The following is a 25,585-nucleotide window of genomic DNA, read 5'->3' as shown; positions in this document are numbered from 1 at the left end:
AGAGTGTTGGGAACCCTAAAGGGTTTCCCAACACTCTGAGAAAGAAGAGCTTATATAAGCTCTTCTTTCTAAAAATAGTTCTCAAAAAGACATGAATCTTTTTCTATCCCTTCAAAACATCTGGATAATCACTTGATTTCCCATTAAAAAGGTTCAATCCAATGAGCTCCTTCGTTCGCTGTTCTAACAGTAAAAATTCTTCTTCCTTCTTATCATTTAAAACTGTTAGTAGTCCTTCGTTTAGCGGAAAAGAATTAGACCATGGAAGAGATTGAAGCTTATCCTTCCCTATAAAATCAGCAAATGATTTCCCAAAATAATTATATTCAAATATTCCGGGTATTCTATTCTTTATTGTTCCTGTTATATGTTGTCTATCTACCATTTTTTGTAACTACTCAGCCACCTTTCGGTGTCTTTTTTAAATTTTACTAGTTTCATATGCCTCCCATTTGTAAATACTGAGTATATCAAACAGGGGAGGTGAATCTTATGGTCGATCGAAAAATTATTTTAGATACATATAAAAAAGGACCTGAAGCTGTTATTTCTTTATTTGAAGAAACATTTTCTAAGTTAGAAAAACGTATACAAGAACTAGAAAATGCTTCAAAAAAAAACTCCAAAAATAGTCATAAGCCACCTTCTACAGATGGTTTGGGTAAGCCCGTTACAAAAAGTTTGCGCAAACCGTCTCATCGTCAAACGGGTGGCCAGTTGGGCCACAAGGGACATACTCTTGGTTTGACAGCGACTCCAGATCATACGATTACACATTCTCCTACATATTGTACTTGTTGTCATACTTCCTTGAACCACGAGCCTGTAAAAGGGTATCGCATTCGCCAAGTGTATGACTTACCACCTATTCAGATCGAAGTGACAGAACATAAAGTAGAACAGAAAGAATGCCCACATTGCCATTCTATCCAAGAAGCCCAATTTCCTTCGACAGTATCTCGTCCTGTTCAATATGGTCCAAATATAAAAAGACTGATTCCCTATTTAACGCATTATCAATGCATTTCTTTGAAGCGAACAAAAGAATTCTTTCAGGATTGTTTTGGACATTCTATAAGCGAAGGAACCCTGGTAAATCATACACAGGCTTTCGCTTCTCAATTGCAGCCATTCATAAAAGAAGTAAAGGAAAAGATTCTGCAGTCTCCTGTTGTCCATTTTGATGAAACTGGTATGCGTGTAGAAAACAAAACACAATGGTTACATACTGCCAGTACACCGGAGGTGACATTGCAACATATTCATCAAAAACGTGGAAAAGAAGCAATGGATGCTGGAGAAATCTTGCCATCTTTTTCTGGAATTGCGATGCATGATGGTTGGAAATCGTATGATGCGTATACAGATTGTCGTCACGTTTTATGTAATGCCCATCTCTTACGAGATTTACAAGGAATTATAGATAGTACTGGAGAACAATGGGCACAACAGATGCAGAAATTTCTAACGCAAGCGTTGACGATGAAAAAGCAATCCGAAGGTACCATGCCAAAAGCGACGCAAAAGAATCTGTTTATTATGTATCAATCCATATTGAAAGAACAACAGATTCTTTCCACGAAACAAAAGAAGAAAGGAAAGCAGACGCCTTCTCAAAATTTATGGAATCGCTTCGTCAAGTATTCTGACAGAATTCTAGCGTTTTTAGAACATCCAGCCATTCCATTTGATAACAATCAAGCAGAACGGGATATTCGGATGACGAAAGTAAAACAGAAAGTGTCTGGGACTTTCCGAAGTAAGAAAGGCGCAGAATCTTTTTGTCAGATACGAAGCTTTATGAGTACCATGAAAAAACAAAAACAATCGGTCTTACAAGCGATAAACCAAGTCATAGAAACTAGAACGGTTCCTTGGAATAACACGACTTCATAAGAGAATTTCTCTATTTGGCATAGATTCTTTCTCTGATTGGAGTATTTTCTTTTCATGTTTTCGAATCGGAAACATGTATTTGGCCTGTTTTTTTATTTGAAGAAGCTGAGTAGTTACTTTTTTTGTTTGATCTGTTGTCTTAAAGGTTACTTGGCGATTCGTCCAATCTTTCTCGCCCTCTATCCTATTATGACGTGTATCAAACCAGTTATTCCCACTTCCAAGAGGGGTTCCATCTTCTTTTAATAACTGAACATTAAAAAATGCACCAGCGTGAGTTAATGATGTTTTCATCATCCCACTTAATGTGTATGTTGTATTTGGTTCTACTACCACATCTTGAATCGCACTATGGTATCCCCAACCAGCGTTTTGCGCCTTTACTATCATTTGTAAAGATGAAGATCCACCCAATCCACCTGGCGCGAATATTGCATCTTTTTTCAATGATCCATGACTATTAGTCTTCTCTTCATTCCATCTCTCAGTGTTATTCATTTCAAAGCTTGGATTTTGAATCAGGTTTTCTCCTGTTCCCAGCTCTCTAGTTGTTGCAATTGGATTTCCAAACTGATCATACTGCATGAAAGATGATGTATTTGCTGCTTGGTCAGTTTCAGACACTTCTGTATTTGCTGCTTTATAAGCAACTGTTGTTTCACGATTTTCATTATCTGTCGCTTTTATAAGCCCGTTGTCTTTATTGTACTCAAACTTTTCTGTTCCCATTTCATCAGTAACAGAAGTTACATTCCCATTACCATCATAGGTCGCTGTTTCTGTTTGATTTTTCGGGGTAGTTGTTTTTACTAGGTTATTTGCATTATATTCATATGTTGTTGTTAAATTTAGACGTCCAGAATCTTCAACTGTTTTGACTGGGTTTCCAGCATCATTATACGTATAAACAGTTTTACGCCCTTTAGGATTCGTTAACGTAACTTCTTTCGCATCTGTATTATATGTTAATGTCGTAGCTTTCCCTAATGGGTCCGTTACTTTTACTAACCTATTATTCTCGTATGCATATGATGTTTTATATGGTTTTGCATCTGTATGTTGCGGATCATAAATAGATGTTAATAATCCATTATCATATCCGTATTTATATACTTTTCCTTCTGGAGTTGTAGAAGAAACAAGTAAATCTCCATCATATTTAAATGTAATCGTCTTGCTATCTGGACCGATTACTTTTGCTGCTTTTTTATTATTTCCATCATATTGTACAACTAACTCTTTACCAGAAGCGTTCTTTATTTTTGATAAACGGAATTCATCATCATATTCATAAGTTGTCGTATTTCCGTATTTATCTTTTACATACCCGATTCCTCTTAAATCTGTATGATGATAGAAAGTAACTGTTTGATCTTTATCTTTTACTTCATAACCACCTGATACTTTCTTAATTTCTAAATATACACCAGTTGGTGCTTGGTACGTATTTTCACCAGTTTTAGTAAAGGTAATATCTGCACCATTTGCAGTATGTAGCAGTAAGTTCCCCTCTGCATCTGGCCAAATTTTTTCTTCTAAACTACTGTACCACCCTTTACCAAACAAACCTATATGCCCTAATTGACTATTATAAGTTCTGACTAAGGATGCATCTGGGCCACGACCAGATAAAGTCATATCCGTTTCTTTCATTAAGAAGTTCCCATTAAATGCATTTACTTGTCCGTTTAAAACTGGAATAGATGCCCAGTAATCAAACATTCCCATAAATCCAAAGTCTTGGGAGAATTTAGGTACAAATTCATGCGAAATTTCACTTTCAGCATGTCCGGCTTTACTATACGCTGTTACACGGAACCAATAATTTTTAAAGCCAGCATAAATTCCGCCAGAATTTTTATACACAGGTGATGGATCAACTGCTAATTCTGCACCTTTTTTATCATGATGAAGTAAATATTGGCCTTTTGCAATTTCATCTTTCGTTGGCCAAATTTTCTCATTTTGCGTTGTCCAATTTGTTTTATTTCCTACATCGAACGCTTCGTAATCTTTTCCGTTATAAATCCAAACTTTATAGCCTGCAGCCGCTGGAACTGCATCCCACTTTAATGTGACATATCCTGTTTCTTTATCTGTCGCATTAATGTAGGCCGATCCATCTGGCTTTTTCACTTGTTCTAATGGAATAAATGGAACTATTTCATCTGAAAGTGGACTATCCCCAAACGGATACTCTGCTACAATACGAATCCAGTAGCTACTTCTTCCGCTATAATCCCCGTACGGACCTCCTGACTCGTAAGCATTTTTATATATTTGTCCTGGGTTAGTAGGCGCTTCTGCACCTTTTCCGTCATCATGTATCCAGTAACGCCCTTGTGCAATTTCTTCTGGCGTCGGGAATATTTTTTTATCTTTCGTCGTCCAGCTTGTCACATTCCCAACAGGAATATATTCATAATCATATCCATTAAAAATGGCAACTTTATAACCTGTTGCTCCTGGAACTGCGTCCCATTGTACATTGAAGTGACCAGAACCACTCCCACTGCCATTTGAGTAAGCTTGTACTCTTGGCTTATTCGGTTTTGCGTAGGAATATTTCACTTCCAAGAATGGTGCATTCGTTCCATTTTCAGCTGCAATGAATTTCTTCCAATGGTTTTGACCATTACCATTTGCATGTAGCTTAAAGCCATTGTTTGTTCTCGCGCCTTCTACCCATGCTTTCACTGTATTCGTTACATTGAACTGGGCCCATTTTCCGCGGCCCACATCAGCGTGTGCAATGTTGTTAGAACCTGGTTTGTTATTCCAGTTTACACTTCCAACATTCCATCCACTTGTTACTTCATCTAACCAAACACCATTTGGTTGATTCGCATAATAATGCCAAACTGCATAGGCATGGAATGTTGCACTTTCAATCTTTGCACCCTTTAAGTTTGAAACATCTGGTTTAATAAATGAAAAATTAGTTCCAGATGCTCCATCATAATATCCAACTTTTAACGTATAAGCATTTTGACCTGAATCCCAAAGTTTTCCCCCTGAATAATTGACAGTTGGATACGCACTTGAAGCGTAAGCATTTTCAAAATTATCCAATTCAATTGAAGGATCTACATATACCGGATATTTTCGCTCTGGTGCTTGTAACCACTGCGGATCTGCAGTAACAGTTAATGTATATGTTTTCTCATCTTTCTTCTCAATATTGTAGCGAACTGCATCTGACGTTACAGCCTCACCTGATTGCTGGTCCACATTGGAATCATTCATATATGGTTTCGGCAATGTGAATACTTTTTCTTTTTTCTCATCTTGGAAGTCGATTGAACCATCTTCCTGTAAGCTAGGTGTTAAATCTGTTTCTAATGCAAATGTAAAAATGTGGTGTCCTGTATACTCACGTAATACAAAATCTTCTTTTACATTTTCATTGAATGTCGTACTCTTTAAATCAATATTTGGGAAGACCCCTTTATACCATACTGTATTATTTTCATGTGTTGCAGTGACTGGTGATGGCTTCATTTCACCTTTTTCACCATTTGCACTTATTAGTTTATACTGAATCGTATGATCTTTTACTTTAAATTGAACGTACTTTCCATCTTGTGTCGCTTTCTCAAACTCTGGTTCTAATGTTGTATTTTCCGTTACAATTTTTTCATTTGGTGCTTCTACTAATTTTGGTGAAACCTCTTCTAGCTTTCCATCTTTCTCTGCATGAATCGGTTCCGTATATACCCTCTTTGTAAAAGTACCATCATTGTTATCAAAAACCTTTTCGGTTTCCGTTCTTTCTTCTACAATCTCAGTCGGACTCGCCTGTGCTTTAGCCTTATCCTTCTTTAATTGATCTGGATGTGGAGCTGGTAATTCCTGCTCCTCTTTCTTTTCCACTTCTGGACTTTGTTCTGAATTTGGAGATGGTGTAAACGGCGGTGCCGTTTCTGCCAACCCATTCAGTGGTATAGAAGTAACAATTAATGCAACTACGATAAGTTGTATTAAATACTGATACCACTTCCTTTGTTTCTTACCTTCCATAAACTCACCTCACTGAAATATTTTTAACATATATAATGTTACATATCATAATTTATATAAACCAAAGAGTAAAGTAAATACAGTTTTAAAGTTTTGAAGATTTTGTGCACAAAATACGACAATTTAATAACAATTTTTAAAATTTCATTTCAGATAATTAATTCTGTTATATAATTTAAGATTACAATAATTACATCTATTATTATTTACTAACGACAGAATATGAACATGATTCAACTAAACTTTTACATTCACTTTTGTTCTAGCATTCCAATGAAGCTAATACATTGAGTTTCATTGGAATAGCGTAAATGTGGGTCTTCTAATTGTAATAACTGTGTTTAAGAAAGTAAGAAGAATCTCTTCATTACTACTCGTACCAAATAGTTGTGTGAACACGCTCCGCTATTATATATGCAAACTTCCGACTACATTTCATATGAGAAAAGTTATTACGATAAACAAAGAAAAGGTCTCCTAAAATATCTTTTAGGAGACCTTTTCTTATTAATAGATTTTGTAATTTAAGAGTGAACACTCTTAAATTACAAAATCCTCCGGAATAAACACTTTCACTTCTTTCGGCTGTACGTATACGAAATCACCCGCTTGAATGTTCAGCTGCTTGAACTGTTCTTTCGTAATTTCTGCTTCTAAATATTCATCTGTTCCGTCTCGTTTTAATTCTACATATACGATATTTCCGACTGCGTGAGAATAAGATACTTTTGCCGGGATTGCATCTATGCTTTGTTTCGTACGAGAGATTGATAAGTCATGCGGCCTTACGTAGGCTATTCCGTCTACGTTGGAAACGTGCTTATGCTCTGGTGCTTCTAGTTCGACCGATCCTACATTTAGCTTTCCTTTATGAACGCGGCCGTGAAATAAATTTACATTTCCTAAAAAGTCATATACAAACGGACTTGCTGGGTTTTCATATACTTCTTCCGGTGTTCCCATTTGTTCAATGCAGCCTTCATTCATTACAACGATGCGGTCTGCAACGTCTAACGCCTCTTCTTGATCATGTGTTACGAATACGCTCGTAATTTGAAATTCGTCATGTAATTTTCGGAGCCATCTGCGTAATTCTTTTCTCACCTTCGCATCGAGTGCACCGAACGGTTCATCGAGTAATAAAATTTTCGGTTCGACTGCAAGTGCCCGGGCTAGTGCAATACGTTGACGTTGTCCACCAGATAATTGCGCTGGATAGCGTTTAGCAAAGCCATCCATTTTTACGAGCTTTAATAATTCTGTTACCTTTTCTTCTATCGCTTCTGCTGACGGTCTTAAGCTTTTCTTTCTTACTTTTAAACCGAAAGCGACATTCTCAAATACATTCATATGTTTAAAGAGCGCATAGTGCTGAAAGACGAAACCGACTTGCCTGTTTTTCACGTGAATGTCTGTTAAATCTTCTCCATCAAATGAAATAGAGCCTCCATCCGCTTCTTCTAATCCTGCAATAATGCGTAATAACGTCGTTTTCCCAGAACCTGATGGGCCTAATAAGGCAACAAGTTCGCCTTTTGGAATATCCAAATGAATGTCTGCTAGTGCTTGAAATGTACCATATTGCTTTGATACACCTTGAATTTGAATACTCACCGTAATCCCCCTCTTATTGTCGTTTTTCCATTCGCCATTCAATCCAGTTTTTTATAACGAGTGTAAACACTGCAATTAATGACATTAACGTCGCTACTGCAAATGCTGCTGAAAATTGATATTCATTGTACAAAATTTCAATATGGAGCGGCATCGTGTTCGTAATGCCACGCACGTGACCTGATACGACAGAAACGGCTCCAAACTCACCGATAGCACGGGCATTACATAGAATCATGCCGTATAAAAGACCCCATTTTATATTTGGAAGCGTAACGCGCCAAAACATTTTCCAGCCACTTGCGCCAAGTGATAAAGCTGCCTCTTCTTCACTTTTCCCTTGCGCCTGCATAATCGGAATTAATTCACGTGCAACGAACGGGAAGGTTACAAAGATTGTTGCGATAATAATGCCTGGTACAGAGAAAATGAGTTTCACTCCATGTTCAAGTAGCCATTCGCCAAGAGCACCCCTCGGTGTGAAAAGTAAAACGAATACTAATCCTGCGATAACTGGTGACACAGCAAACGGCAGTTCAATAAGAGAGAGTAATACTTGTTTTCCTTTAAACTGAAACTTTGTAATAAGCCATGCCGCTGCGATTCCGAATACCGTATTCAGCGGTACAACGATTAACGCAACGAGAAGCGTTAACCTAATTGCTGAAAATGCTTCTTGATCAGTGATAGCGGCAAAGTATACATCCATCCCTCTTTCAAAGGCTTTTAGAAAAATAGTTATGAGTGGCAGTAATAGAAAGAGAGATAAAAATAAAACTGTAATCGTAATTAATATGCCTGGTACAAGCTTAGATTCTTTTTTAGCTGATACGCTTTTTACTATTTTCTTTTCTAATACTGTTGGTTCCATTTTCTCTCCCCCTATTCACTTTTTAGTTCATGCCTTCTACTCCAGCTTTGAATCATATTAATAAGAAGAAGGAAAAGGAGAGAAATAATAAGCATCACGGTCGCTACAGCTGTTGCCCCCGCGTACTCATATTGTTCTAGTTTCGTCATAATCATCAGTGGTGCAATTTCTGTTTTCATCGGCATATTACCTGCGATGAAAACGACAGATCCGTATTCTCCTAATGCTCTTGCAAATGCGAGTGAAAAACCGGCAAGAAGAGCGGGAAAGATCTCTGGTAAAATGATTTTCACAAATATTTGCAAGCGGGATGCACCTAAACTCGAAGCCGCCTCTTCTACTTCTTTATCAATATTTTGCAGCACTGGTTGCACCATTCGAACGACAAATGGTAAACCGATAAAAGTAAGCGCAACGATAATTCCGAGTGGTGTAAAAGCTACTTTTATATGAAACAGACTAAATATTTTCCCAATCCATCCATTTTCTGCATAAAGCGTTGTAAGTGTAATACCAGCTACAGCTGTCGGAAGTGCAAACGGTAAATCAATAAGTCCATCTAATAGTCGTTTCCCTGGAAATTTGTAGCGTACGAGCACCCAAGCTATTAATAAACCGAAAATGGCATTTACAATAGCAGCTGCAAATGAAGTTGTAAAACTAACTTGATAGGAATGCAACACACGCTCGTTCGTTATAACCCCAGCGAACTTCTTCCAACCTAACTGTGAAGTTTGAATAAATACGATAGAAAGTGGTATAAGTACGAATAAGCTCATGTACAACATTGTAAATCCAAGCGATAATCCAAACCCTGGTAAAATACGTTTCTTCCTCATCCTCTTTCACCTCATCCCCCTTTAGCAGTACGCATTATTTTTGATAAATTTTATCGAACACGCCGCCGTCATTAAAGTGTTTCTCTTGTGCTTTTTTCCAGCCACCAAATAGTTCATCTACCGTAAATAATTGAACTTTCGGAAATTGGGATGTATATTTTTCTGCTACTTTTTCATTACGCGGACGATAAAAGTTTTTTGCCGCAATTTCCTGTCCTTTTTCTGAGTACAAATATTCAAGATACCCTTCTGCTACTTTTTTCGTTCCTTTTTTATCAACGACTTTATCTACAACCGCTACTGGTGGTTCTGCAAGTACACTAATAGAAGGAGTTACAATTTCAAATTTATCTTTTCCAAGCTCTTTTTGGGATAATAGCGCTTCATTTTCCCATGCGATTAATACGTCACCAATTCCTTTTTCAACAAATGTTGTCGTTGCTCCGCGCGCTCCTGAATCTAATACTTCTACGTTTTTATAAATTTGGCTAACAAACTCTTTCGCCTTATCTTCACTATTATTATATTTTTTCAGTGCGTATCCCCACGCCGCTAAATAGTTCCAACGTGCCCCGCCTGATGTTTTTGGGTTTGGTGTAATGACAGACACACCTTTTTTCGTTAAATCATCCCAGTCTTTAATACCTTTCGGGTTTCCTTTTCGAACAAGAAATACAATCGTTGACGTGTATGGAGTGGAATTATTCGCAAGTCGCTTCTGCCAATCTTCTGCCAATCTTCTGCTAATTGTTTTTTCTTACTAATCGCATCAATATCATAAGCAAGTGCTAGTGTAACAACGTCTGCTTCTAAGCCATCAATAACAGAGCGCGCTTGACTTCCAGATCCCCCGTGTGATTGTTTTACATTTACTGTTTGCCCATGCTTCTCTTTCCAATACTTCGCAAAATCTTTATTGAAATCTTGATATAACTCCCTCGTTGGATCATAAGAAACATTTAAAAGCTCAACTGTTTTTTTATCTCCACTTCCTTCAGAATTACTAGTGGATGTTGCCGAACCACACCCTGATAAAAGTACAACTGCTGATAATAAAACACCTGTACTTTTCATAAACGCTGTCTTACCCCACTTTTTCATCGTTAAGCCCCCTTAGTTTATACAATAGAAAAAGGCACACAATATATTCACAAATGTGAACATTGTGCGCCTTCAGTTTATCTGATTAGCTTCTAATGTATTGTATTCGATTTCTTTTCATTTTAATTCTGTAATTCATATGTGTCAACTTGGAATTTGAATTTTCTTGCTAAACTAAAATATTGGCATACTTCGAGCCCAATGATTTTTCAAATCAGCAAATTCTTTTGGTAACTTACTATTTTCATTCCATTCTAATTTATATGTATTTACTAACACCGTAGCCATTGATTCACAGTCCACTACTCCATTTTGATTAAAATTACCGTTCTTATCATTTTCAGAGTTCATCCATAATTTCACAAATAAGATATTGCACTCGCCGTAAGCGTTAATCCCTTCTGTTCTATGTATATCTCCTCCTTGTTGGTCATATGAAGCTTTAAATATATGGCACCACAGCTTAATCAATGCACAAAAAAATGAGGCAACCACCTTCAAAGATGGTTGCCTCATTTTTACACTTGCATCGCTTTCTCTCTCAATGCTCTTCTTAACAACTTACCCGTCGTATTCTTCGGTAATTCTATTAAAAACTCAATGCTTTTCGGCACTTTATATTTCGCTAAATGTAACGTACAGTAATGCATTAGTTCTTCTTCTGTTACGTTCGTTTGTTTCAGAACGACGTAAGCTCGCACTGCTTCTCCTAAGTTTTCATCAGGAACACCGATTACAACAACTTCCGCTACTGATTCGTGCGTATATAATACTTCTTCTACTTCACGAGGGTATACGTTATAACCGCCAACTAAGACGATATCTTTTTTACGATCCACGATATAGAAGTAACCTTCTTCATCCATTTTCGCCAAGTCACCTGTATATAGCCAGCCGTCTTTCAATGTCGCAGCTGTATCTTCTGGTGCATTATAGTATCCTTTCATAACGTTAGGTCCGCGAACGATTAATTCACCGACTGCGCCGACAGGTACTTCTTCCCCAAGTTCATTTACAATTTTATTTTCTACATGCCAAATATTTGTGCCAATCGACCCTGGTTTACGAGGACGATCTAGCGGATTGAAACAAGTAACTGGTGAGGCTTCTGATAAACCGTATCCTTCTGAAACAATAACGTTAAAACGTTTTTCAAAGTTTTGTAGAAGAGCAACAGGCATCGATGCGCCACCGGAAATACAAAGACGAAGCGTCTTCACATCTTCTGCGCTTGCTTCTTCAAATAAATATAAATAATTGTACATCGTCGGTACGCCAGCAAAGATCGTTGGTTCGTACGTACGACAAATACGGAATACTTCTTTCGGACTAAATTTCGGTAACATTAAAATCGTTGCCCCGTTCACAATCGGTGCATTTACCGCAACTGTTAAACAGAATACATGGAACATAGGCAGTGCCGCAACAACGCGGTCATCAGCCGTATATTGTAAATACGAAGCCACATCGCTCGCATTACTATATAAATTTTTATGTGTTAACATAGCGCCTTTCGGTTTTCCAGTTGTGCCCGAAGTGTATAGGATAACCGCTACATCTTCTTCATCTAGTTCAGGACCTTCGTAAGTTGTATCTCCAGTCCCCACAAAACTAGTAAACGTTTTCATTTTTTCGGTTTCTGTATGGTTAAAATCTGATGAGGTTTCGCATATGATGATGTTTTCTAATGAAGGAAGTCTTGTTGTAAGAGATTGTATAACAGGTAGAAGGACGTCGAGTACGATGATTGTTTTTACATCTCCATTTTGTAAAATATAATGCATTTCGTCTGCTGTATAAATTGGATTAACTGGAATAACAGTTGCTCCGGCTTTCATTGTTCCGTATAAACCGACCAAAAAATGTGGTGAGTTCCCAACAACTAATGCGACATTGTCCCCTTTTCCAATGCCCATTTCTGCTAAATTGCCAGAAAACCTTGTGACCATTTTGTTTAATTGGTCATATGAGACCGACTGATCCATAAATATATAAGCCGGTTTATCCCCCTTCTTTTTTGCCGTTTCAGCCAAAGATTGAACGAGATTCACAAAAACCCCACCTTTATAAAATTTAGAATATTTAAAAATTCTAAATTAATTATATTAAAAGAAAATTAAAGTGGCAAGTGATATTCTATTAACTGCATATAGACAGACCACCTACTCTTAGTTTACTTTGGAAAAATAAGGGGATTTTATTTGTAAGTAATTTATGAAACTAGACCAGAAATCATTTTAGGATAATATGCATTCATCTTTTCTCTAAGTTTATTAAGTTCCTCTTTATTTAACGTCGTATGCTCGCCGTGCAAGTTAAGAGCGTCCGCTCCATCTTCATGAAAATACACCGTAACATATAATGTCGGTAACCCTGTATTGTCTTCATCTATTGAAAAAACGACATCTGGTGTCTTATTAACAGTGCTGAATGTTTCATTTCTTTTCCACTTCTTATTTTGAAACATGTCTTGTATTTCCTGTATCTTTCGTCTGTTATCTGTATGCGTAAAATATATAACATTATCCTCAGCCGGTTTTCCGATAGACAAAATTGTACGACTTGAGGGCAATCCACTGTTACACGCTGTCATTCCGATGACGAAGCTGAGCAATAATATAACGTACATTACTCTTTTCATTTCGATTCGCCTCCTTTTCATATATATATTCCTTTATAAGAGGCAGATGTCCTGTAAGTATACATTTTGTGGTAAATGGAATTATATCGACAAAACTACAAAAAGAAAGAGGCTGCCTTTATGGCAGCCTCCCTCATTTTTAGAAGAATAAATGTAAGAAATCTTCTGTTGTAATGTTACCGAAGTAGCGTGCGATATCTACGCCTTCTAAAGCTGCAGTGAATGCATCTTTATCGAACTGAACGCCTGTTAGACGCTCTTCGATATCATGAACATCTAGTGAACCGAAGAAGTCGCCGTAAATTTTACATTCTGTTACTGTTCCTTTTTTCACTTCAAGACGAACATCAACTTGTCCAACTGGGAAGCGGTGTGAATGTTGTAAGTTGAACTTCGGTGATTTTCCGTAGTTCCAATCCCAATTTTGGTAACGTTCTTCAGAAAGTTTGTGGATCTCTTTCCAATCATTTTCTGTTAATTCATACGTTGGGATTTCTGTTTCTCCTTCGAAAATTGTTTCTAGAAGAAGTTGTCTAAACTCCTCTGTCGTCATTTCTTCGTTTAGGAACTCTGTAATGTTCGCAACGCGGCTACGGATTGACTTAATTCCTTTTGATTGAATCTTATCCATTTTTACTTTTAACGCTGATACGACGTGATCGATTTCAGAGTCAAATAGTAACGTACCGTGGCTGAACATACGACCTTTCGTTGCGAACTGTGCGTTACCTGAAATTTTTCTACCTTCAGCTAAAATGTCGTTACGACCACTTAGTTCTGCATTTACGCCTAATTTACTAAGCGCTTTCGTTACAGGCTCTGTGAATTTTTTGAAGTTGCTGAAACTGTCTCCATCATCTTTCGTAATAAAGCTGAAGTTTAAGTTTCCTAAATCATGATATACTGCGCCTCCGCCTGATAGACGACGAACGACATGAATACCTTTTTCTTTTACGTAATCTGCATTAATTTCTTCTACTGTGTTTTGGTTTTTACCAATGATAATCGAAGGCTCATTAATGTAAAACAGTAAATATGTTTCGTTAATATCTAAATTCTTCACACAATATTCTTCAATCGCTAAGTTTATTCTAGGGTCTGTAATTCCTTTATTATCAATAAATAACATCGTATCACCTCATGAGTTCCATACGTAGCCACTATGCGCTAGCGTAATATGGCCACTGAAAATTTGTTTTGCTTCTGTTACTAAATCAGATGGGTTGCCTGTATGCGGTAAGTGCGTTAATAAAAGTTCTTTTACATTCGCATCTTTTGCAATACTTGCTACTTCTGTACTATTCATATGCCCTGCTTTTGCAGCCTCTTGATGTGCATACATATTACACTCACAAATGAAAAGATCAGCATCTTTCGTGAATGGAATAAACTCAGGAATATAACTGGAATCAGCGCTGTATACTACGATATCACTACCTGCTGTAATGCGCATCGCAAAGCATGTAACAGGATGAACAGTTTTTAAGAATGAAATCGAGAACGGTCCAATTTGAAGTGTTTCTTCTGGATTGTACGCGATTCCTTTCGTATGCGGTTCATGTGTTAAAGAATGGAAACCATTCTCATCAAACGTATGACCGTATATTGGTAGTTCTGGTAGTTGCCTTGTTGTCGCGCTCGTAATTAATCTCGCATATTGCAATACCCCAATATCTGCAACATGATCGTGATGATAGTGCGATAGTACAACTGCATCTATATCAGACGGTGTTATATATTTTTGAAGCTGTGCTAGTACACCACTACCACAGTCTACAAGTAAACGAAAACCATCGTGTTCAAACAAATACCCCGACGTTGCTTCTCCCGCTTCTGGAAAGCCGCCCCAAAAGCCGACAACAGTCATTTTCATATGTATCCATCCTTTCTAAAACCGAGTAGGAATGCAGTTTTTCTCCGTACTTGAGAAAGTTTTTTACTTACATCCTACATTGTTAACTATAATCCATTTCCTAAACTTTTTCATTAATTTTCAATTTTGTTATAAAACAGTTGTTGACTTTTATTTTTTGTACTAATACAATGATAGTAAGAAATGGAAATGGAGGGATTGACATGATCGATCAACCAATGGAGTTTTTCAGAAATTTACCGACGAAAACTTGTGCGCACTGTGGGAAAGAAATTGATGAGCAACACGAAGCATACCATAACAAATGTGACGATTGCGTTCACGAAGAATAGTAGTTTGTGAACATAAAAAAAACTAGCAGACATAGTCTACTAGGCTAATAACATCTTATCCTTCATCGTTGAACCTTTCACCAAGAGCTCCAGTTCAAACTCATACAATTCTTTTTTTCGATAATTTTTCGTATGGATTTTATCCATCATCAGGTCGACAACTTTTCGGGCCATTTCATCAATTGGCTGTTCAATAGTCGTAATACCTGGTTCTGTAATCTGCGATAATATTTGATTATCAAAACCGATAACAGCGAGATCATCTGGAATGCTCCAGTTATGGCGTTTCGCCTCTGAGATAATTCCAGCTGCTACCTCATCGCCTCCTGCCAAAATCGCGGTAGGATTTTTTTTGTCCTTTAATACTTCATGGAATATTCGTTTTCCATCCTCCCAAGAGAAAGCGTTTTCAATAAAGTCAATCGCTTCTACTTGGCGGCTCTTCTCAGTTATTGCACGTAAAAAGCCCATTTTTCGCTGCTGGCTAACGACTTTGGTTTCGTTACCACGGCAAAAAATAAGATTACGATATCCTTGATCTAACACATGCTTCGCAGCTATGTATGCTCCTTGCGCATGATCAAACTTCACTGTTGGAATATTTGCTTCCTCAATATATTCATTACACAACACGATTGGACCATGCTGTAAGTATGGCTCTACATCTTCCCACGGATTTTCTAGTGAACATAGAATAATCCCATCTACTTGCTTCGTAGATAATAATTGTAAATACTCCATCTCTTTTTCCGGTAAATATCTTGTTTGACAAATAATCAGTTTATATTTATGTTCAGAAGCAGCAATCTCGATTGCTTCGATAAATCTACTGAAGAAAGGATTTGTAATCCTTGGAACGAGCACCGCAATTGTTTCTGTTTTTTGTTTACGAAGCCTTCTCGCCGCAGAATTAGGAACGAAGCCTAAATGCTTCATTGCTAATTGAACCCTTTTTTTCTTCTCATCTGAAACATATGGATGATTATTAATCACCCTAGAAACCGTTGTCCTTGATAACCCCGCTAATTTCGCCACGTCCTCTATAGTCGACACGAAATTCTCCCCCTTTGCATGAAAACGTTTTCTTAAATTGATTATATAGTATATTATTGGAAACTGCAATATCGGTTGTTATGATTTTACTATATTAATATTATACATAGGTAAAAGTCTGTTAATGCATGGGCAATATACTGCTTTTAGAAATTTACGTTATGTACATTCCTTTTCTTAATACCATATATCCTTTATTCAATATAAAACCCCATCAATACGTCATCTCCATATGATCCATCTTCATACTTTATTTGCTTTCGTTGTCTGCCTTCTTCTACAAAGCCCATACGTTTGTACACTTTAATTGCCCGATCATTAACAGAAACTACACCTAAACAAATTTTCTCTAAACCTTTCTGCCCTTTCGCCCAACTAATAAGAAATTCAATTAATTTCGTGCCGATGCCTTGATTACAATACGCCTCTTTAATCCCCATTCCCATTGTGCCTGCGTGTTGTAACCGTTCTAGTTCATATCGGTTGAAAATTAAAAAGCCAACTACCTTCCCATCTACTTCATACACGATATAAAGATTACCTTTCTCATTACTTTTCCGTATCTTTTCTCTTTCTGCATTCATATCATTCGGTAACTTCTTTGGGGATACTATGAAAAATTTTGTAGTAGTTTCCGATAATATAATTTCTTTTCTAATATTCATAATTGCTTCTGCATCAGTCTCTTTTACTAACCGTATCATTGAATCACCTCGTACTTTTTCTTTTTAAAAATAATATTACAACTATAAAACGGCCAATATGCAATATTACATATTGAGAATCTTTTTACTCTTGATACAATATTCATATATCAAAATAAAAGGAATGTATACAATGAATCCAATCTTAACAGCTGCAAAACAACTATTACATAAAGAAGAAAAAATTTTATCTACTTTAAAATGTTCACTTACTGGCTATATGATTACGCATAAAGTCCCGTATCCTGGCATGTTACTTGCTACTAATCAAAGACTTCTCTTTTTTAGCCAATATAAAAACACATTCATTGCCGAATTTGATTATGAAAAAATTCTATCCATAGAAACGAAGAGAAGAATCTTTGACAAAAAAATAATATTTTACTATGAAGATGAACATATAACGCTTGGATACATTACAAGTTCGAATGTTGAAGCGTTCATAGACTTACTACAAAGAAACAGCAAGACTAGCACAGGCTTATAATCAGCGGGGATCCCCTCGCTGATTCATTATTTTAACTCCTCCCACTTCGTCCAAACTTCTCTCCCGTTTATACAGTACATATTATCCTCTCTATTCATAAACCCCTGTACAATAAATTCACGTCTAATTGTACAAAAATCATCATGATATTGTTTTATAAATGTATTAATTTCTTTTTCTGTATATTGATTTTCAGCATTTAACTTGCTAATTAAATGCTCTAACAATACTAGTTTTTTCTTCTTTTGACATGGAATCGATTTTAAACGATCCTCTTTATCGAAAAAGTTACGAATTGTCGTATCCCGGAATTTCATTTCACTTTCAGTCATTTTGTTATCCTCCATCACTTTTTTTCTTTATCTTTTCACTTAAAATATCAATAAAGTAATATCCGCCCATTAACACATAATAGAACGTAAGTATTCCAAATGCATCTTTCATACTTGTATATACTTCTTTATCAAACAATATAGGTGAAAGGGCATAAACAAGAAAGATTATTAGCGGATTTACGATAAAATAATAAGTAAGATTGCCTTTCATCATATCAACTCCTCTACCCTATGTTTCTCTGTAAATTGTTGTAATTCCTTTTCTTTCGTTTCTATAGCTTTTAGAAAGATTTATAGATGAACTAAGGAAAAGATGCCCTCTATTAAAATAAAAAAGCACCAAAAAGGTGCTTTTTTCTAAGCTTCAATCGATTGATTTTCCGCAATATTTCTAAATTGTCGTTTGTGCATCCAAGTTAAGGATGCAATTGTTCCAAGTGATAATACAACAATGAAAATCATGAGCACCCCTACGTTTTGCCACATGAAGTCAAAGTCTCCGCTTGATACGACTGCTTTCAGTCCTGATACAGAATATGTCATCGGTAACCAAGCATTGAATGGTTGTAAAAACTTCGGAATCAACTCTAACGGGAATGTTCCAGCACTTGTTGTAAGCTGCATAATTAATGTGATGATGGCGATAAAACGGCCTGCATCACCGAATGCTGTTACTAAACATTGAATTAATGCGATAAATGCTAAACTTGTAATGATACTAAAGAGTATGAAGTATGGAATGCTTTGTACTTCTACACCCAATCCGAACAGTAATATAACATCTGCTACTATCGCTTGAATAATACCAACTGATAGTAGTACGCCGAACTTACTAATAAACCAACTAAACCCTGATTTCGGAACGCCGACTGTATCACGTAATGGATATACGATTGATAATAGTAATGCCCCAACGAATAAACCGAGTGATAAGAAGTACGGCGTAAATCCAGTTCCGTAGTTTGGAACTTCCGCCATTTTCTCCGTCTTCACTTTTACAGGACTTGCAAACATATCATACGTTTTATCCGTCCCTTTTACTTCACCAGTTTTTTCTGCTCCTTCGCCAAGTTTCTCTGCAAGTTCACCTGAACCATCGTTTACTTTCACTAGTCCATCAGTTACTTTTCCTGATCCGTCTGCTAGTTTATTTACTCCGTCGATTAGCTGGGTTGAGCCGGTTGACATTTTATTTAGGCCACCATTTAGAGTACCTAAGCCAGTTGTTACTTGATTAGATCCATCTGCTAATTGATTTACGCCACCTGCCATTTGGTTTGCTCCTACAGATAATGTTCCTAAACCATCTGTTACTTGGCTTGAACCATCTGCTAATTGATTTACGCCACCTGCCATTTGGTTTGCTCCTGCAGATAATGTTCCTAAACCACCTGTTACTTGGCTTGAGCCATCTGCTAATTTCGTTACACCTACAGATAATGTCCCTAAACCGCCTGTTACTTGACCAGACCCATCTGCTAATTTGGATACTCCTACAGATAATGTTCCTAAACCGCCTGTTACTTGACCAGACCCATCTGCTAATTGATTTACTCCTGCAGATAATTGACCTAATCCTGCTGTCACTTTTCCAGAGCCACTTTGTAATTGCGTTACTCCATCAATTAATTGAACTGATCCATCTTTTAATTTATCGGCACCTATTTTTGCATTATCTAATCCCTCACCAAATCCATGAAACTTACTAACAAATTCATTTTGTGCGCTCGTTAGTTTCTCAATACCACCTGCTAGAGTTTTTATCCCTGCTGGATTTGGTAAGTTTTTTTGCAACCCATTTGTTGTTTGATGTATTTCGCCCTTTAATTGTTTTACTTCTTCATTTAGTTTATTTGTTCCACCTGCTACTCCGGCAGCCTTTTGCTGAACTGTCGCTGTACTTTTTACAGCACTTGTTATGAACGGTTGTAACTGCTCTTGATATTCTTTTGGTAAACTTTCAATTTGCTTTTGTAAATTCGCTACCTCTTGTGCTGCATTTTTTGCATCTCCTGCTGTTGATTGTGTAAGTTCATTTAACTGATTTACATTCGCCCCAGCTCCATCTATTTTTTCATTTACTGTATTCAATATAGAAGGAACTTTCGACTGCATTTCCTCTAAGCCTGCAGCAGACTTTTGTACGTTACTATTTAACTCTTGCAATCCCTTTTGGATCGCTTGAGAACCTTCCTCTAATTGGCTTTGCCCTTCAACGAGTTTTCCCATACCATTTGATAGGTCCGTTGTTCCTGTTTTTAATTCACCGGATTTACTTACTAATTTGTTCAAGCCACCGGTCACTTTCTCAGATCCATCACGCAACTCACCCGTTTTACTATTTAACGTATTTAAACCGTCTGTTACTTTGCCCGATCCGTCTACTAATTTCCCTATACCTGCATTGCTATTTAATGCATGTAAACCATCTGTTACTTTACCTGATCCATCTACTAGTTTCCCAATACCTACATTGCTATTTAATGCATGTAAACCATCTGTTACTTTGCCTGACCCATCTACTAATTTCCCTATACCTATCTGCATTTCACCTGTTTTGCTATTTAGTGTATTTAAACCATTTGTTACTTTGCCTGACCCATCTACTAATTTCCCTATACCTACCTGCATTTCACCTGTTTTACTATTTAGCACATTTAAACCGTTTGTTACTTTGCCTGACCCATCTACTAATTTATTAGATCCATCCGCTAATTTCTGAACTCCATCCTTCATCTCCCCAGACTTCCCTTGAAGTGTATGAAGGCCATCCGTCACTTTACTTGAACCATCATGCAATTCACTTGATCCGTCGTGTAGTTTACTTGCCCCTTCTGATCCATCTGCTAATCCTTTTGAGACGTCTTTAATAGAATCGAACATTTTCTCTGCATATGTTTTCGTTAACGTACTTGATACTTCAGTTTTAATCTTTTCAATGGCTGTTCCTCCAATTTGTGAAGATAAGAAGTTTAAACTTTCGTTTGGAATGTACTCTAAGTTTAATGGCTTTGGATTGTCTTTTAGTAACGTTGTAGCGTTACTTGAGAAGTCATCTGGAATGCGCACTAACATGTAATACTTTCTACCTTCCATTCCTTTCTTCGCTTCTTTTTCACTTACGAACTCCCATTTAAAACTTTTATTATCTTTTAAATTATCAACGAGCCCTTTTCCGACCTCAATTGGTTTCCCATCAAATACTGCGCCTTTATCTAAATTGACTACTGCAACTGGTAAGTCATCTAACTGTTTATACGGATCCCAAAAGGCCCACAAAAACATCCCTGCATATAAAATCGGTACGAATAAGACCGCAATAATTGGAATTAATATTTTTTTACTTTTTATAATTTCCGTGAACTCTTTCCGAAGTAACTGATTCCCTTTCATAATTTCTCCCCCTTTTTATAAAATGACCAAAATGTCCATATAGTCATTTTTACCCAAACAAAAAGGCTATACTTGTTCATACATATGCCTTATCCCTGAATTTATTACTATGCAACTTTTTCTTATTATGATTATAATTTTTCTATATCCCCCCTTAACTTAAATATATGACTGCATTGTTTATTTGGTCATTTTTTATAAAATTAAAAGGATTATCTTAGTTTGACAATCCTTTTAATAAATAAAGTTCAAATAACTCTGCAATTTTTTCTTTTTCTAGCGGTTCGTGATTTTTTTCCCAATCAAAAATAAGCGATACATATAGACGCAGCATAATAAATGCTGTAATTTCTGGATCACATTTGCTAATTTCACCTTTTTCAATCGCAATCTTTAAATACGATTGAATAACAGAAACGATTTCCACATCAACTTGTTGCATAACTTCTTGTACTTCTTTCGTTCCCATATCGCGCTCTTCTTGAATTAATTTAATCATGAGCTGATGTTCTTTTCTAAATTCCAAGATGCTATATAATGCTCTATGTACATTTTCAAAAAATGAAACATCTGAACGAATTGCACTTTCTGCAACTTGCTTCATTTCTGTAATTAAATTAGAAATAATTTCACCAAATAGCTCTTCTTTATTTTTGAAAAAAGTATAAATCGTTCCTTTTCCTACATTCGCTAACTTCGCTACTTGATCCATCGTTGTTGCTTTATAACCGAACGCTGAAAAAGACTTTGTTGCAGCTTCAATAATAGAACGTTTTCGATCTATCGCCACATTGTCACCTCCAAAAATGACCAATTGGATAATATAGTCAATCAGTACATCTTTGATATTACCACACGCTTACATTCTATACAAGTTCTCTTTTTATTATTTCCAGTATAAAAAAATTCCAGTCAGTGTATATCATACTGTCCATAGTTTATCAGAAGAAAAGAGAAAAGGAAAAGGTGTTCTTGAGATATACATCTTAAGAACACCTTTTTATTATTTCACCATAGAAAGCATAACCTTCTCTAACTCTTCTTTATTTACATTCTTATCAAATACTGCTTCTCCTTGCTTCTCTAAACTATGATTAATAATGACAATTTGATATGCACTATCTTTCCCTTTTGCTGGAACAATCATCTTCATACCTTGTAAATTACTATCCGAGTGATGAGTAGCGTAGAATATTTGATTCCCTTCTAGTTCGTACTTTTCTATATTTTCAGGCACTATAAACTGGTGGCTAAATGGGTCTTTGCTTTCCCCAAAAACTTACGATTGAGAAATTGTATAATTTCCTTTTCCGTTCGCATATTCTAATTCAATAGTGAATTCCGGCTTTATCTTAAGATAATAATTCACTCTTTCGTCTTTTTGGGTATATCCTTTAATTGTATAAGTTGGCCTCTTGATTTTGAAATCAACATGTTGCTGCACTTCTTCAACTGTATATGTTAAATACTTCCCTACCTTATCCTCATAAGGAGTTGTTTTATTACGAATTTCTTTTAATTTTTCACGATTTTCTGTACTTAAGCGCTCTTCTTTCACCTCTTTTATATCCCCTTGGAAATTTTCGGGTAAGTTTAATCTAACTAATCCTTTTTTCTCGATCTGTAATACCTCTTTATATAACTGCACATAATTCTCAAACTCTTCCTTTGTCAAAGCTTTTTCAGCATGATATAAAAAGGCTGTTCGGTTTTCATATTGCCAGTTTGACATTCCCCACTCTTTTCTCGCCTTTTCCTCTGTACCAAATAATGTATCTACAGCATTTTGGAAAGCATCCTTTGACTGCTCTACTTTATCCTCTTGCTTTTCTTTTCCTTCCGTTGCACGTGCATTGAATAAAGAAAGGGATGCAATAGCAACTATAGCAATAACTCCAAGTAAAGAAAGACGATACGATTTCTTTTGGAATTTTTTAATCATAACGATTCTCCTTTTTAGTGTTCGTTTATTTCTACTTAAATTTGCTAGGCTTGGTACTTGATAGGAATAGTGTTGTAGAAGGGTAATAATTGTATGTCCGTATGCAATTTGTTCCTCTTTATCTATAAAAGTAAGTGCATATGCATCACAGGCTAATTCTTGATCTTCTCGCATACAAAAATAGGCGTACCAAAGAATCGGATTGAACCAATTTAATAGGATTAAACTGTACATAATCCAATTTACAGCTACATCGTTTCTCTTAATATGAGCTAACTCATGGTAAAAGACATATTGTAATTGTTGCTCATTTAATACTTTCATATGTTTTTTTGATAGTAATACTTTCGGACGAAAGAAACTAAACACAGTTGGGCTCGCAATCTTTCCCGCTAGACGTAACGAAACCGCCTTCTTCATTTTCATAGATTGCTTACAGCGATTAAACACTGTAATGGCCTGTTCATCCGTAATATCCGGTTGTTTCTTTATGTAAGAATATAAACGTCTATTTGTAAGAAACGTGATGACCGCTAATATGATTAACCCAGCTAGCCACACATACAAAGCAAGTTTGTATAAAGAAAATGTAGTCTGTTTTTCCGAACTGACTTTTACTTCCGGTTCGCTAGTTTTTGTCACCATTTTAGAATTTGATTCCAATTCCACTTTACGGTCGCTTTCTATGTTTACTATATTCTCAGTAGCCGGCATATTTTTTGGAATAACTTCCGATACGCTAGAACTATAAGAAAGTAATGAGTAAATGCTATAAGAGCTATCTGGCGACCACGGTAAAAGGAGTCTTATCATTAATACGATCCACAGCATATATTGCCACCGGGGGGTTAATTTATTTCTAAATAGAACTTTTATACATAAAATAAATCCGACTAATATGCTAGCCATAAGTGACGTTTCTATAAGCCAATCAAAAAAATGAGGAAGGTATACATTTATAAGCGTGTTTATCATTTTTATCGATCCTTCCTCTTATTCTCCTCTGTCTTCTCATCTAAAATGCGTTTTAATTCATTAATATCTTCTGAAGATAATTTCTCCTCTTTTAAGAAATTAACAAGTAATGGCTTAAACGCTGCACCGCAAAAACGTTTTAGTAAAGATTTCGTTTCCACTTGCAAATAATTATCTTGTGATACTAACGGATAATAAGCGTACATACGCCCTTTATCTTGATGGTAAGAAACGGCTTCCTTTTGTACTAATCGATTAATTAATGTGCGGATTGTTTTCGGTTTCCAGTCCATTGCATCTTCCAGTTCTTCTATAATTTCATTCGCTGTTTGCGGAGAACTCGACCAAAGTACTTTCATAATTTCTAATTCCGCTTCAGATATTTTAGGTAATTGATTTGTCATCGTATGTTTCACTCCTAAGTATTACATTTGTAATCTATAATTAAGATTACAAATGTAATACTTAATTGTCAACCATATTTTAGAAAAATTAATTTCAGCTAAACCTTACTTCACAACAACAAAATTCCTCTTTTTCAAATAATCAAATAAAAAAACAAGAAAATCTTTACAATTAATAGTAATATAGAAAATAGACAAGTTTATCAAAATAGTGGAGGCTTTTTCAGTCATGATGCGTGCGCTTCGTTTAAATATAAAGCAAGCTTTTTGTAATCGTGTTTCTTTAATTATTATGTTTAGTGGATTTGTTCTTATTTGTATTTATCATTATTATTATGTAATTCGTTATTTAGGAGACGCTGCGAATGGACCTATATCGACGGATATTAAATGGATTGGATTTCGTGGAAATGAAATGGATGTTTATTTATTATTAATGCCAGTTATTGCAAGTCTTCCCTTTAGTACAAGTTATAACTCGGATAAGTCCGATGGTTTTAAACCGTTTGTCAGTAAAGAAATTTCTTTATTTTCTTATTCAGTAACGAAATATATCGTTACATTTTTTTGCGGCGGACTTCTTTATACATTTCCATTCATCTTATCGTTATTATTTTGCAAATTAACCATTCCAGACGGAGTACCAACGGCTGGTTCAGGCATTATAAATGATAACGGGATGTTCGCAAACTTATATGAAACTTCTCCCATCACTTACATTGCTGTATATATCGGAATTAATTTTTTATTTGCAGGTTTGATGGCTCTTTTAGGACTTGCTGCATCTGCATGGTCCCAAAAAGACTATATGGCGCTTCTATTTCCATTTGCAACTACCTCTATTCCTTACGTCCTGCTAAATACGGTACTCCCTACAATAGGCGGAGCACCTATTCATTTATATGATCCAAGGCAGCCGCTGCATGGCATGTCACCATATATTTTGACAATACAATGTGACTTCTTCCTCTTCGTTAGCTTAATCATGTATATACAAGGAGTAAAACGTGATAGAAAAAAATATAGAAGAAGGTTGCAAAAAAGAGAGCGGTGTAGAAAGGCGTTTCAAGTATAATAAAACCCTAATTTCCTTACTATATTGGAA

General features: G+C 36.2%; 20 protein-coding genes and 3 pseudogenes. 4 read left to right on the top strand and 19 right to left on the bottom strand.

From position 1 onward, the window contains the following. Positions 1-103: 103 nt before the first annotated feature. On the bottom strand, positions 104-385 hold the full coding sequence (locus AC3WVZ_RS04000; protein WP_233936055.1) for a hypothetical protein: 282 nt from the start codon (positions 383-385) through the stop codon (positions 104-106). A 107-nt stretch (positions 386-492) separates the two neighbouring features. Here AC3WVZ_RS04000 and tnpC point away from each other — a divergent pair, with 107 nt between their 5' ends. Continuing rightward, positions 493-1,896 carry an IS66 family transposase gene (gene tnpC / locus AC3WVZ_RS03995; protein ID WP_100910632.1) on the top strand — a complete coding sequence of 468 codons (1,404 nt, stop codon included), beginning with the start codon at positions 493-495 and terminating at the stop codon, positions 1,894-1,896. A 102-nt stretch (positions 1,897-1,998) separates the two neighbouring features. On the opposite strand, the pseudogene AC3WVZ_RS03990 reads toward tnpC, so the two are convergent. From AC3WVZ_RS03990 to AC3WVZ_RS03945, 10 genes and pseudogenes are all read right to left on the bottom strand, one after another. Then, a pseudogene (locus tag AC3WVZ_RS03990) lies at positions 1,999-5,916 on the bottom strand (DNRLRE domain-containing protein); the annotation flags it as partial. 540 nt (positions 5,917-6,456) lie between these two features. Next, the gene (locus tag AC3WVZ_RS03985) at positions 6,457-7,530 is read right to left on the bottom strand and encodes a sulfate/molybdate ABC transporter ATP-binding protein (protein WP_048656904.1); all 1,074 of its coding nucleotides are present in this window, start codon (positions 7,528-7,530) and stop codon (positions 6,457-6,459) included. A 13-nt stretch (positions 7,531-7,543) separates the two neighbouring features. After that, positions 7,544-8,401, bottom strand: coding sequence for a sulfate ABC transporter permease subunit CysW (cysW, locus tag AC3WVZ_RS03980; RefSeq protein WP_063220297.1), 858 nt, complete (start codon positions 8,399-8,401; stop codon positions 7,544-7,546). An 11-nt stretch (positions 8,402-8,412) separates the two neighbouring features. Continuing rightward, the gene (cysT, locus tag AC3WVZ_RS03975; protein WP_100651196.1) at positions 8,413-9,240 is read right to left on the bottom strand and encodes a sulfate ABC transporter permease subunit CysT; all 828 of its coding nucleotides are present in this window, start codon (positions 9,238-9,240) and stop codon (positions 8,413-8,415) included. A 34-nt stretch (positions 9,241-9,274) separates the two neighbouring features. Beyond that, positions 9,275-10,341 (bottom strand): annotated as a pseudogene (locus tag AC3WVZ_RS03970) (sulfate ABC transporter substrate-binding protein). Between the two features lie 174 nt (positions 10,342-10,515). After that, a complete protein-coding gene (locus tag AC3WVZ_RS03965) occupies positions 10,516-10,692 on the bottom strand; it encodes a hypothetical protein (RefSeq protein WP_048656907.1) in 177 nt (58 codons plus the stop codon). Between the two features lie 167 nt (positions 10,693-10,859). Further along, positions 10,860-12,392: a fatty acid--CoA ligase family protein gene (locus tag AC3WVZ_RS03960; RefSeq protein ID WP_006916060.1), complete on the bottom strand. Its 1,533-nt coding sequence runs from the start codon at positions 12,390-12,392 to the stop codon at positions 10,860-10,862. 161 nt (positions 12,393-12,553) lie between these two features. After that, entirely contained in the window at positions 12,554-12,982 is a 429-nt protein-coding gene (locus AC3WVZ_RS03955) for a hypothetical protein (RefSeq protein ID WP_063220298.1), read from the bottom strand. Positions 12,983-13,121: 139 nt separating this feature from the next. Then, positions 13,122-14,111: a lipoate--protein ligase gene (gene lplA / locus AC3WVZ_RS03950; protein WP_000897277.1), complete on the bottom strand. Its 990-nt coding sequence runs from the start codon at positions 14,109-14,111 to the stop codon at positions 13,122-13,124. Positions 14,112-14,120: 9 nt separating this feature from the next. Continuing rightward, a complete protein-coding gene (locus tag AC3WVZ_RS03945) occupies positions 14,121-14,855 on the bottom strand; it encodes an MBL fold metallo-hydrolase (RefSeq protein WP_000784668.1) in 735 nt (244 codons plus the stop codon). A 203-nt stretch (positions 14,856-15,058) separates the two neighbouring features. Between AC3WVZ_RS03945 and yhfH the strand changes: the two genes are divergently transcribed. Then, positions 15,059-15,187, top strand: coding sequence for a protein YhfH (gene yhfH / locus AC3WVZ_RS03940; protein WP_000567010.1), 129 nt, complete (start codon positions 15,059-15,061; stop codon positions 15,185-15,187). Between the two features lie 39 nt (positions 15,188-15,226). Here the strand turns inward: yhfH and AC3WVZ_RS03935 are convergent, their stop codons facing one another. Together AC3WVZ_RS03935 and AC3WVZ_RS03930 are read right to left on the bottom strand one after the other, a co-directional pair. Further along, positions 15,227-16,240 (bottom strand): LacI family DNA-binding transcriptional regulator, encoded by a 1,014-nt coding sequence (locus AC3WVZ_RS03935; protein ID WP_000103712.1) that lies wholly within the window; start codon positions 16,238-16,240, stop codon positions 15,227-15,229. Positions 16,241-16,434: 194 nt separating this feature from the next. Further along, on the bottom strand, positions 16,435-16,944 hold the full coding sequence (locus tag AC3WVZ_RS03930; RefSeq protein WP_000620467.1) for a GNAT family N-acetyltransferase: 510 nt from the start codon (positions 16,942-16,944) through the stop codon (positions 16,435-16,437). 133 nt (positions 16,945-17,077) lie between these two features. On the opposite strand from AC3WVZ_RS03930, the gene AC3WVZ_RS03925 reads away from it, so the two are divergent. Further along, positions 17,078-17,431 carry a PH domain-containing protein gene (locus AC3WVZ_RS03925; protein WP_001068218.1) on the top strand — a complete coding sequence of 118 codons (354 nt, stop codon included), beginning with the start codon at positions 17,078-17,080 and terminating at the stop codon, positions 17,429-17,431. Between the two features lie 26 nt (positions 17,432-17,457). On the opposite strand, the gene AC3WVZ_RS03920 is transcribed toward AC3WVZ_RS03925, so the two are convergent. From AC3WVZ_RS03920 to AC3WVZ_RS03895, 6 genes and pseudogenes are all read right to left on the bottom strand, one after another. After that, a complete protein-coding gene (locus tag AC3WVZ_RS03920; RefSeq protein ID WP_233936054.1) occupies positions 17,458-17,763 on the bottom strand; it encodes a DUF2087 domain-containing protein in 306 nt (101 codons plus the stop codon). A 4-nt stretch (positions 17,764-17,767) separates the two neighbouring features. Next, positions 17,768-17,980 carry a hypothetical protein gene (locus AC3WVZ_RS03915; protein ID WP_001986098.1) on the bottom strand — a complete coding sequence of 71 codons (213 nt, stop codon included), beginning with the start codon at positions 17,978-17,980 and terminating at the stop codon, positions 17,768-17,770. A 143-nt stretch (positions 17,981-18,123) separates the two neighbouring features. Continuing rightward, a complete protein-coding gene (locus tag AC3WVZ_RS03910) occupies positions 18,124-21,159 on the bottom strand; it encodes a YhgE/Pip domain-containing protein (protein WP_233936052.1) in 3,036 nt (1,011 codons plus the stop codon). A gap of 217 nt (positions 21,160-21,376) precedes the next feature. Further along, positions 21,377-21,949 carry a TetR/AcrR family transcriptional regulator gene (locus AC3WVZ_RS03905; protein WP_000963381.1) on the bottom strand — a complete coding sequence of 191 codons (573 nt, stop codon included), beginning with the start codon at positions 21,947-21,949 and terminating at the stop codon, positions 21,377-21,379. 213 nt (positions 21,950-22,162) lie between these two features. Next, positions 22,163-24,076 (bottom strand): annotated as a pseudogene (locus AC3WVZ_RS03900) (M56 family metallopeptidase). Between the two features lie 2 nt (positions 24,077-24,078). Further along, a complete protein-coding gene (locus AC3WVZ_RS03895) occupies positions 24,079-24,480 on the bottom strand; it encodes a BlaI/MecI/CopY family transcriptional regulator (protein WP_000184509.1) in 402 nt (133 codons plus the stop codon). A gap of 229 nt (positions 24,481-24,709) precedes the next feature. Here AC3WVZ_RS03895 and AC3WVZ_RS03890 point away from each other — a divergent pair, with 229 nt between their 5' ends. Next, entirely contained in the window at positions 24,710-25,555 is an 846-nt protein-coding gene (locus AC3WVZ_RS03890; RefSeq protein WP_233936050.1) for a hypothetical protein, read from the top strand. Positions 25,556-25,585: the final 30 nt, after the last annotated feature.

It is taken from the genome of Bacillus sp. CPT56D-587-MTF, from assembly GCF_058792335.1.
The sequence above is the reverse complement of the archived record's forward strand: the minus strand, read 5'-3'. Positions and strand labels throughout refer to the sequence as shown.

What these genes read in the sequence shown, in the direction of transcription:
- AC3WVZ_RS03945 (WP_000784668.1), bottom strand. Translation starts at nt 14,855, where the DNA reads ATGAAAATGACTGTTGTCGGCTTTTGGGGCGGCTTTCCAGAAGCGGGA.
- AC3WVZ_RS03910 (WP_233936052.1), bottom strand. Translation starts at nt 21,159, where the DNA reads ATGAAAGGGAATCAGTTACTTCGGAAAGAGTTCACGGAAATTATAAAA.
- AC3WVZ_RS03965 (WP_048656907.1), bottom strand. Translation starts at nt 10,692, where the DNA reads ATGAACTCTGAAAATGATAAGAACGGTAATTTTAATCAAAATGGAGTA.
- AC3WVZ_RS03930 (WP_000620467.1), bottom strand. Translation starts at nt 16,944, where the DNA reads ATGATACGGTTAGTAAAAGAGACTGATGCAGAAGCAATTATGAATATT.
- cysT (WP_100651196.1), bottom strand. Translation starts at nt 9,240, where the DNA reads ATGAGGAAGAAACGTATTTTACCAGGGTTTGGATTATCGCTTGGATTT.
- AC3WVZ_RS03890 (WP_233936050.1), top strand. Translation starts at nt 24,710, where the DNA reads ATGATGCGTGCGCTTCGTTTAAATATAAAGCAAGCTTTTTGTAATCGT.
- AC3WVZ_RS03895 (WP_000184509.1), bottom strand. Translation starts at nt 24,480, where the DNA reads ATGACAAATCAATTACCTAAAATATCTGAAGCGGAATTAGAAATTATG.
- lplA (WP_000897277.1), bottom strand. Translation starts at nt 14,111, where the DNA reads ATGTTATTTATTGATAATAAAGGAATTACAGACCCTAGAATAAACTTA.
- AC3WVZ_RS04000 (WP_233936055.1), bottom strand. Translation starts at nt 385, where the DNA reads ATGGTAGATAGACAACATATAACAGGAACAATAAAGAATAGAATACCC.
- AC3WVZ_RS03920 (WP_233936054.1), bottom strand. Translation starts at nt 17,763, where the DNA reads ATGACTGAAAGTGAAATGAAATTCCGGGATACGACAATTCGTAACTTT.
- AC3WVZ_RS03955 (WP_063220298.1), bottom strand. Translation starts at nt 12,982, where the DNA reads ATGAAAAGAGTAATGTACGTTATATTATTGCTCAGCTTCGTCATCGGA.
- cysW (WP_063220297.1), bottom strand. Translation starts at nt 8,401, where the DNA reads ATGGAACCAACAGTATTAGAAAAGAAAATAGTAAAAAGCGTATCAGCT.
- AC3WVZ_RS03915 (WP_001986098.1), bottom strand. Translation starts at nt 17,980, where the DNA reads ATGATGAAAGGCAATCTTACTTATTATTTTATCGTAAATCCGCTAATA.
- tnpC (WP_100910632.1), top strand. Translation starts at nt 493, where the DNA reads ATGGTCGATCGAAAAATTATTTTAGATACATATAAAAAAGGACCTGAA.
- yhfH (WP_000567010.1), top strand. Translation starts at nt 15,059, where the DNA reads ATGATCGATCAACCAATGGAGTTTTTCAGAAATTTACCGACGAAAACT.
- AC3WVZ_RS03925 (WP_001068218.1), top strand. Translation starts at nt 17,078, where the DNA reads ATGAATCCAATCTTAACAGCTGCAAAACAACTATTACATAAAGAAGAA.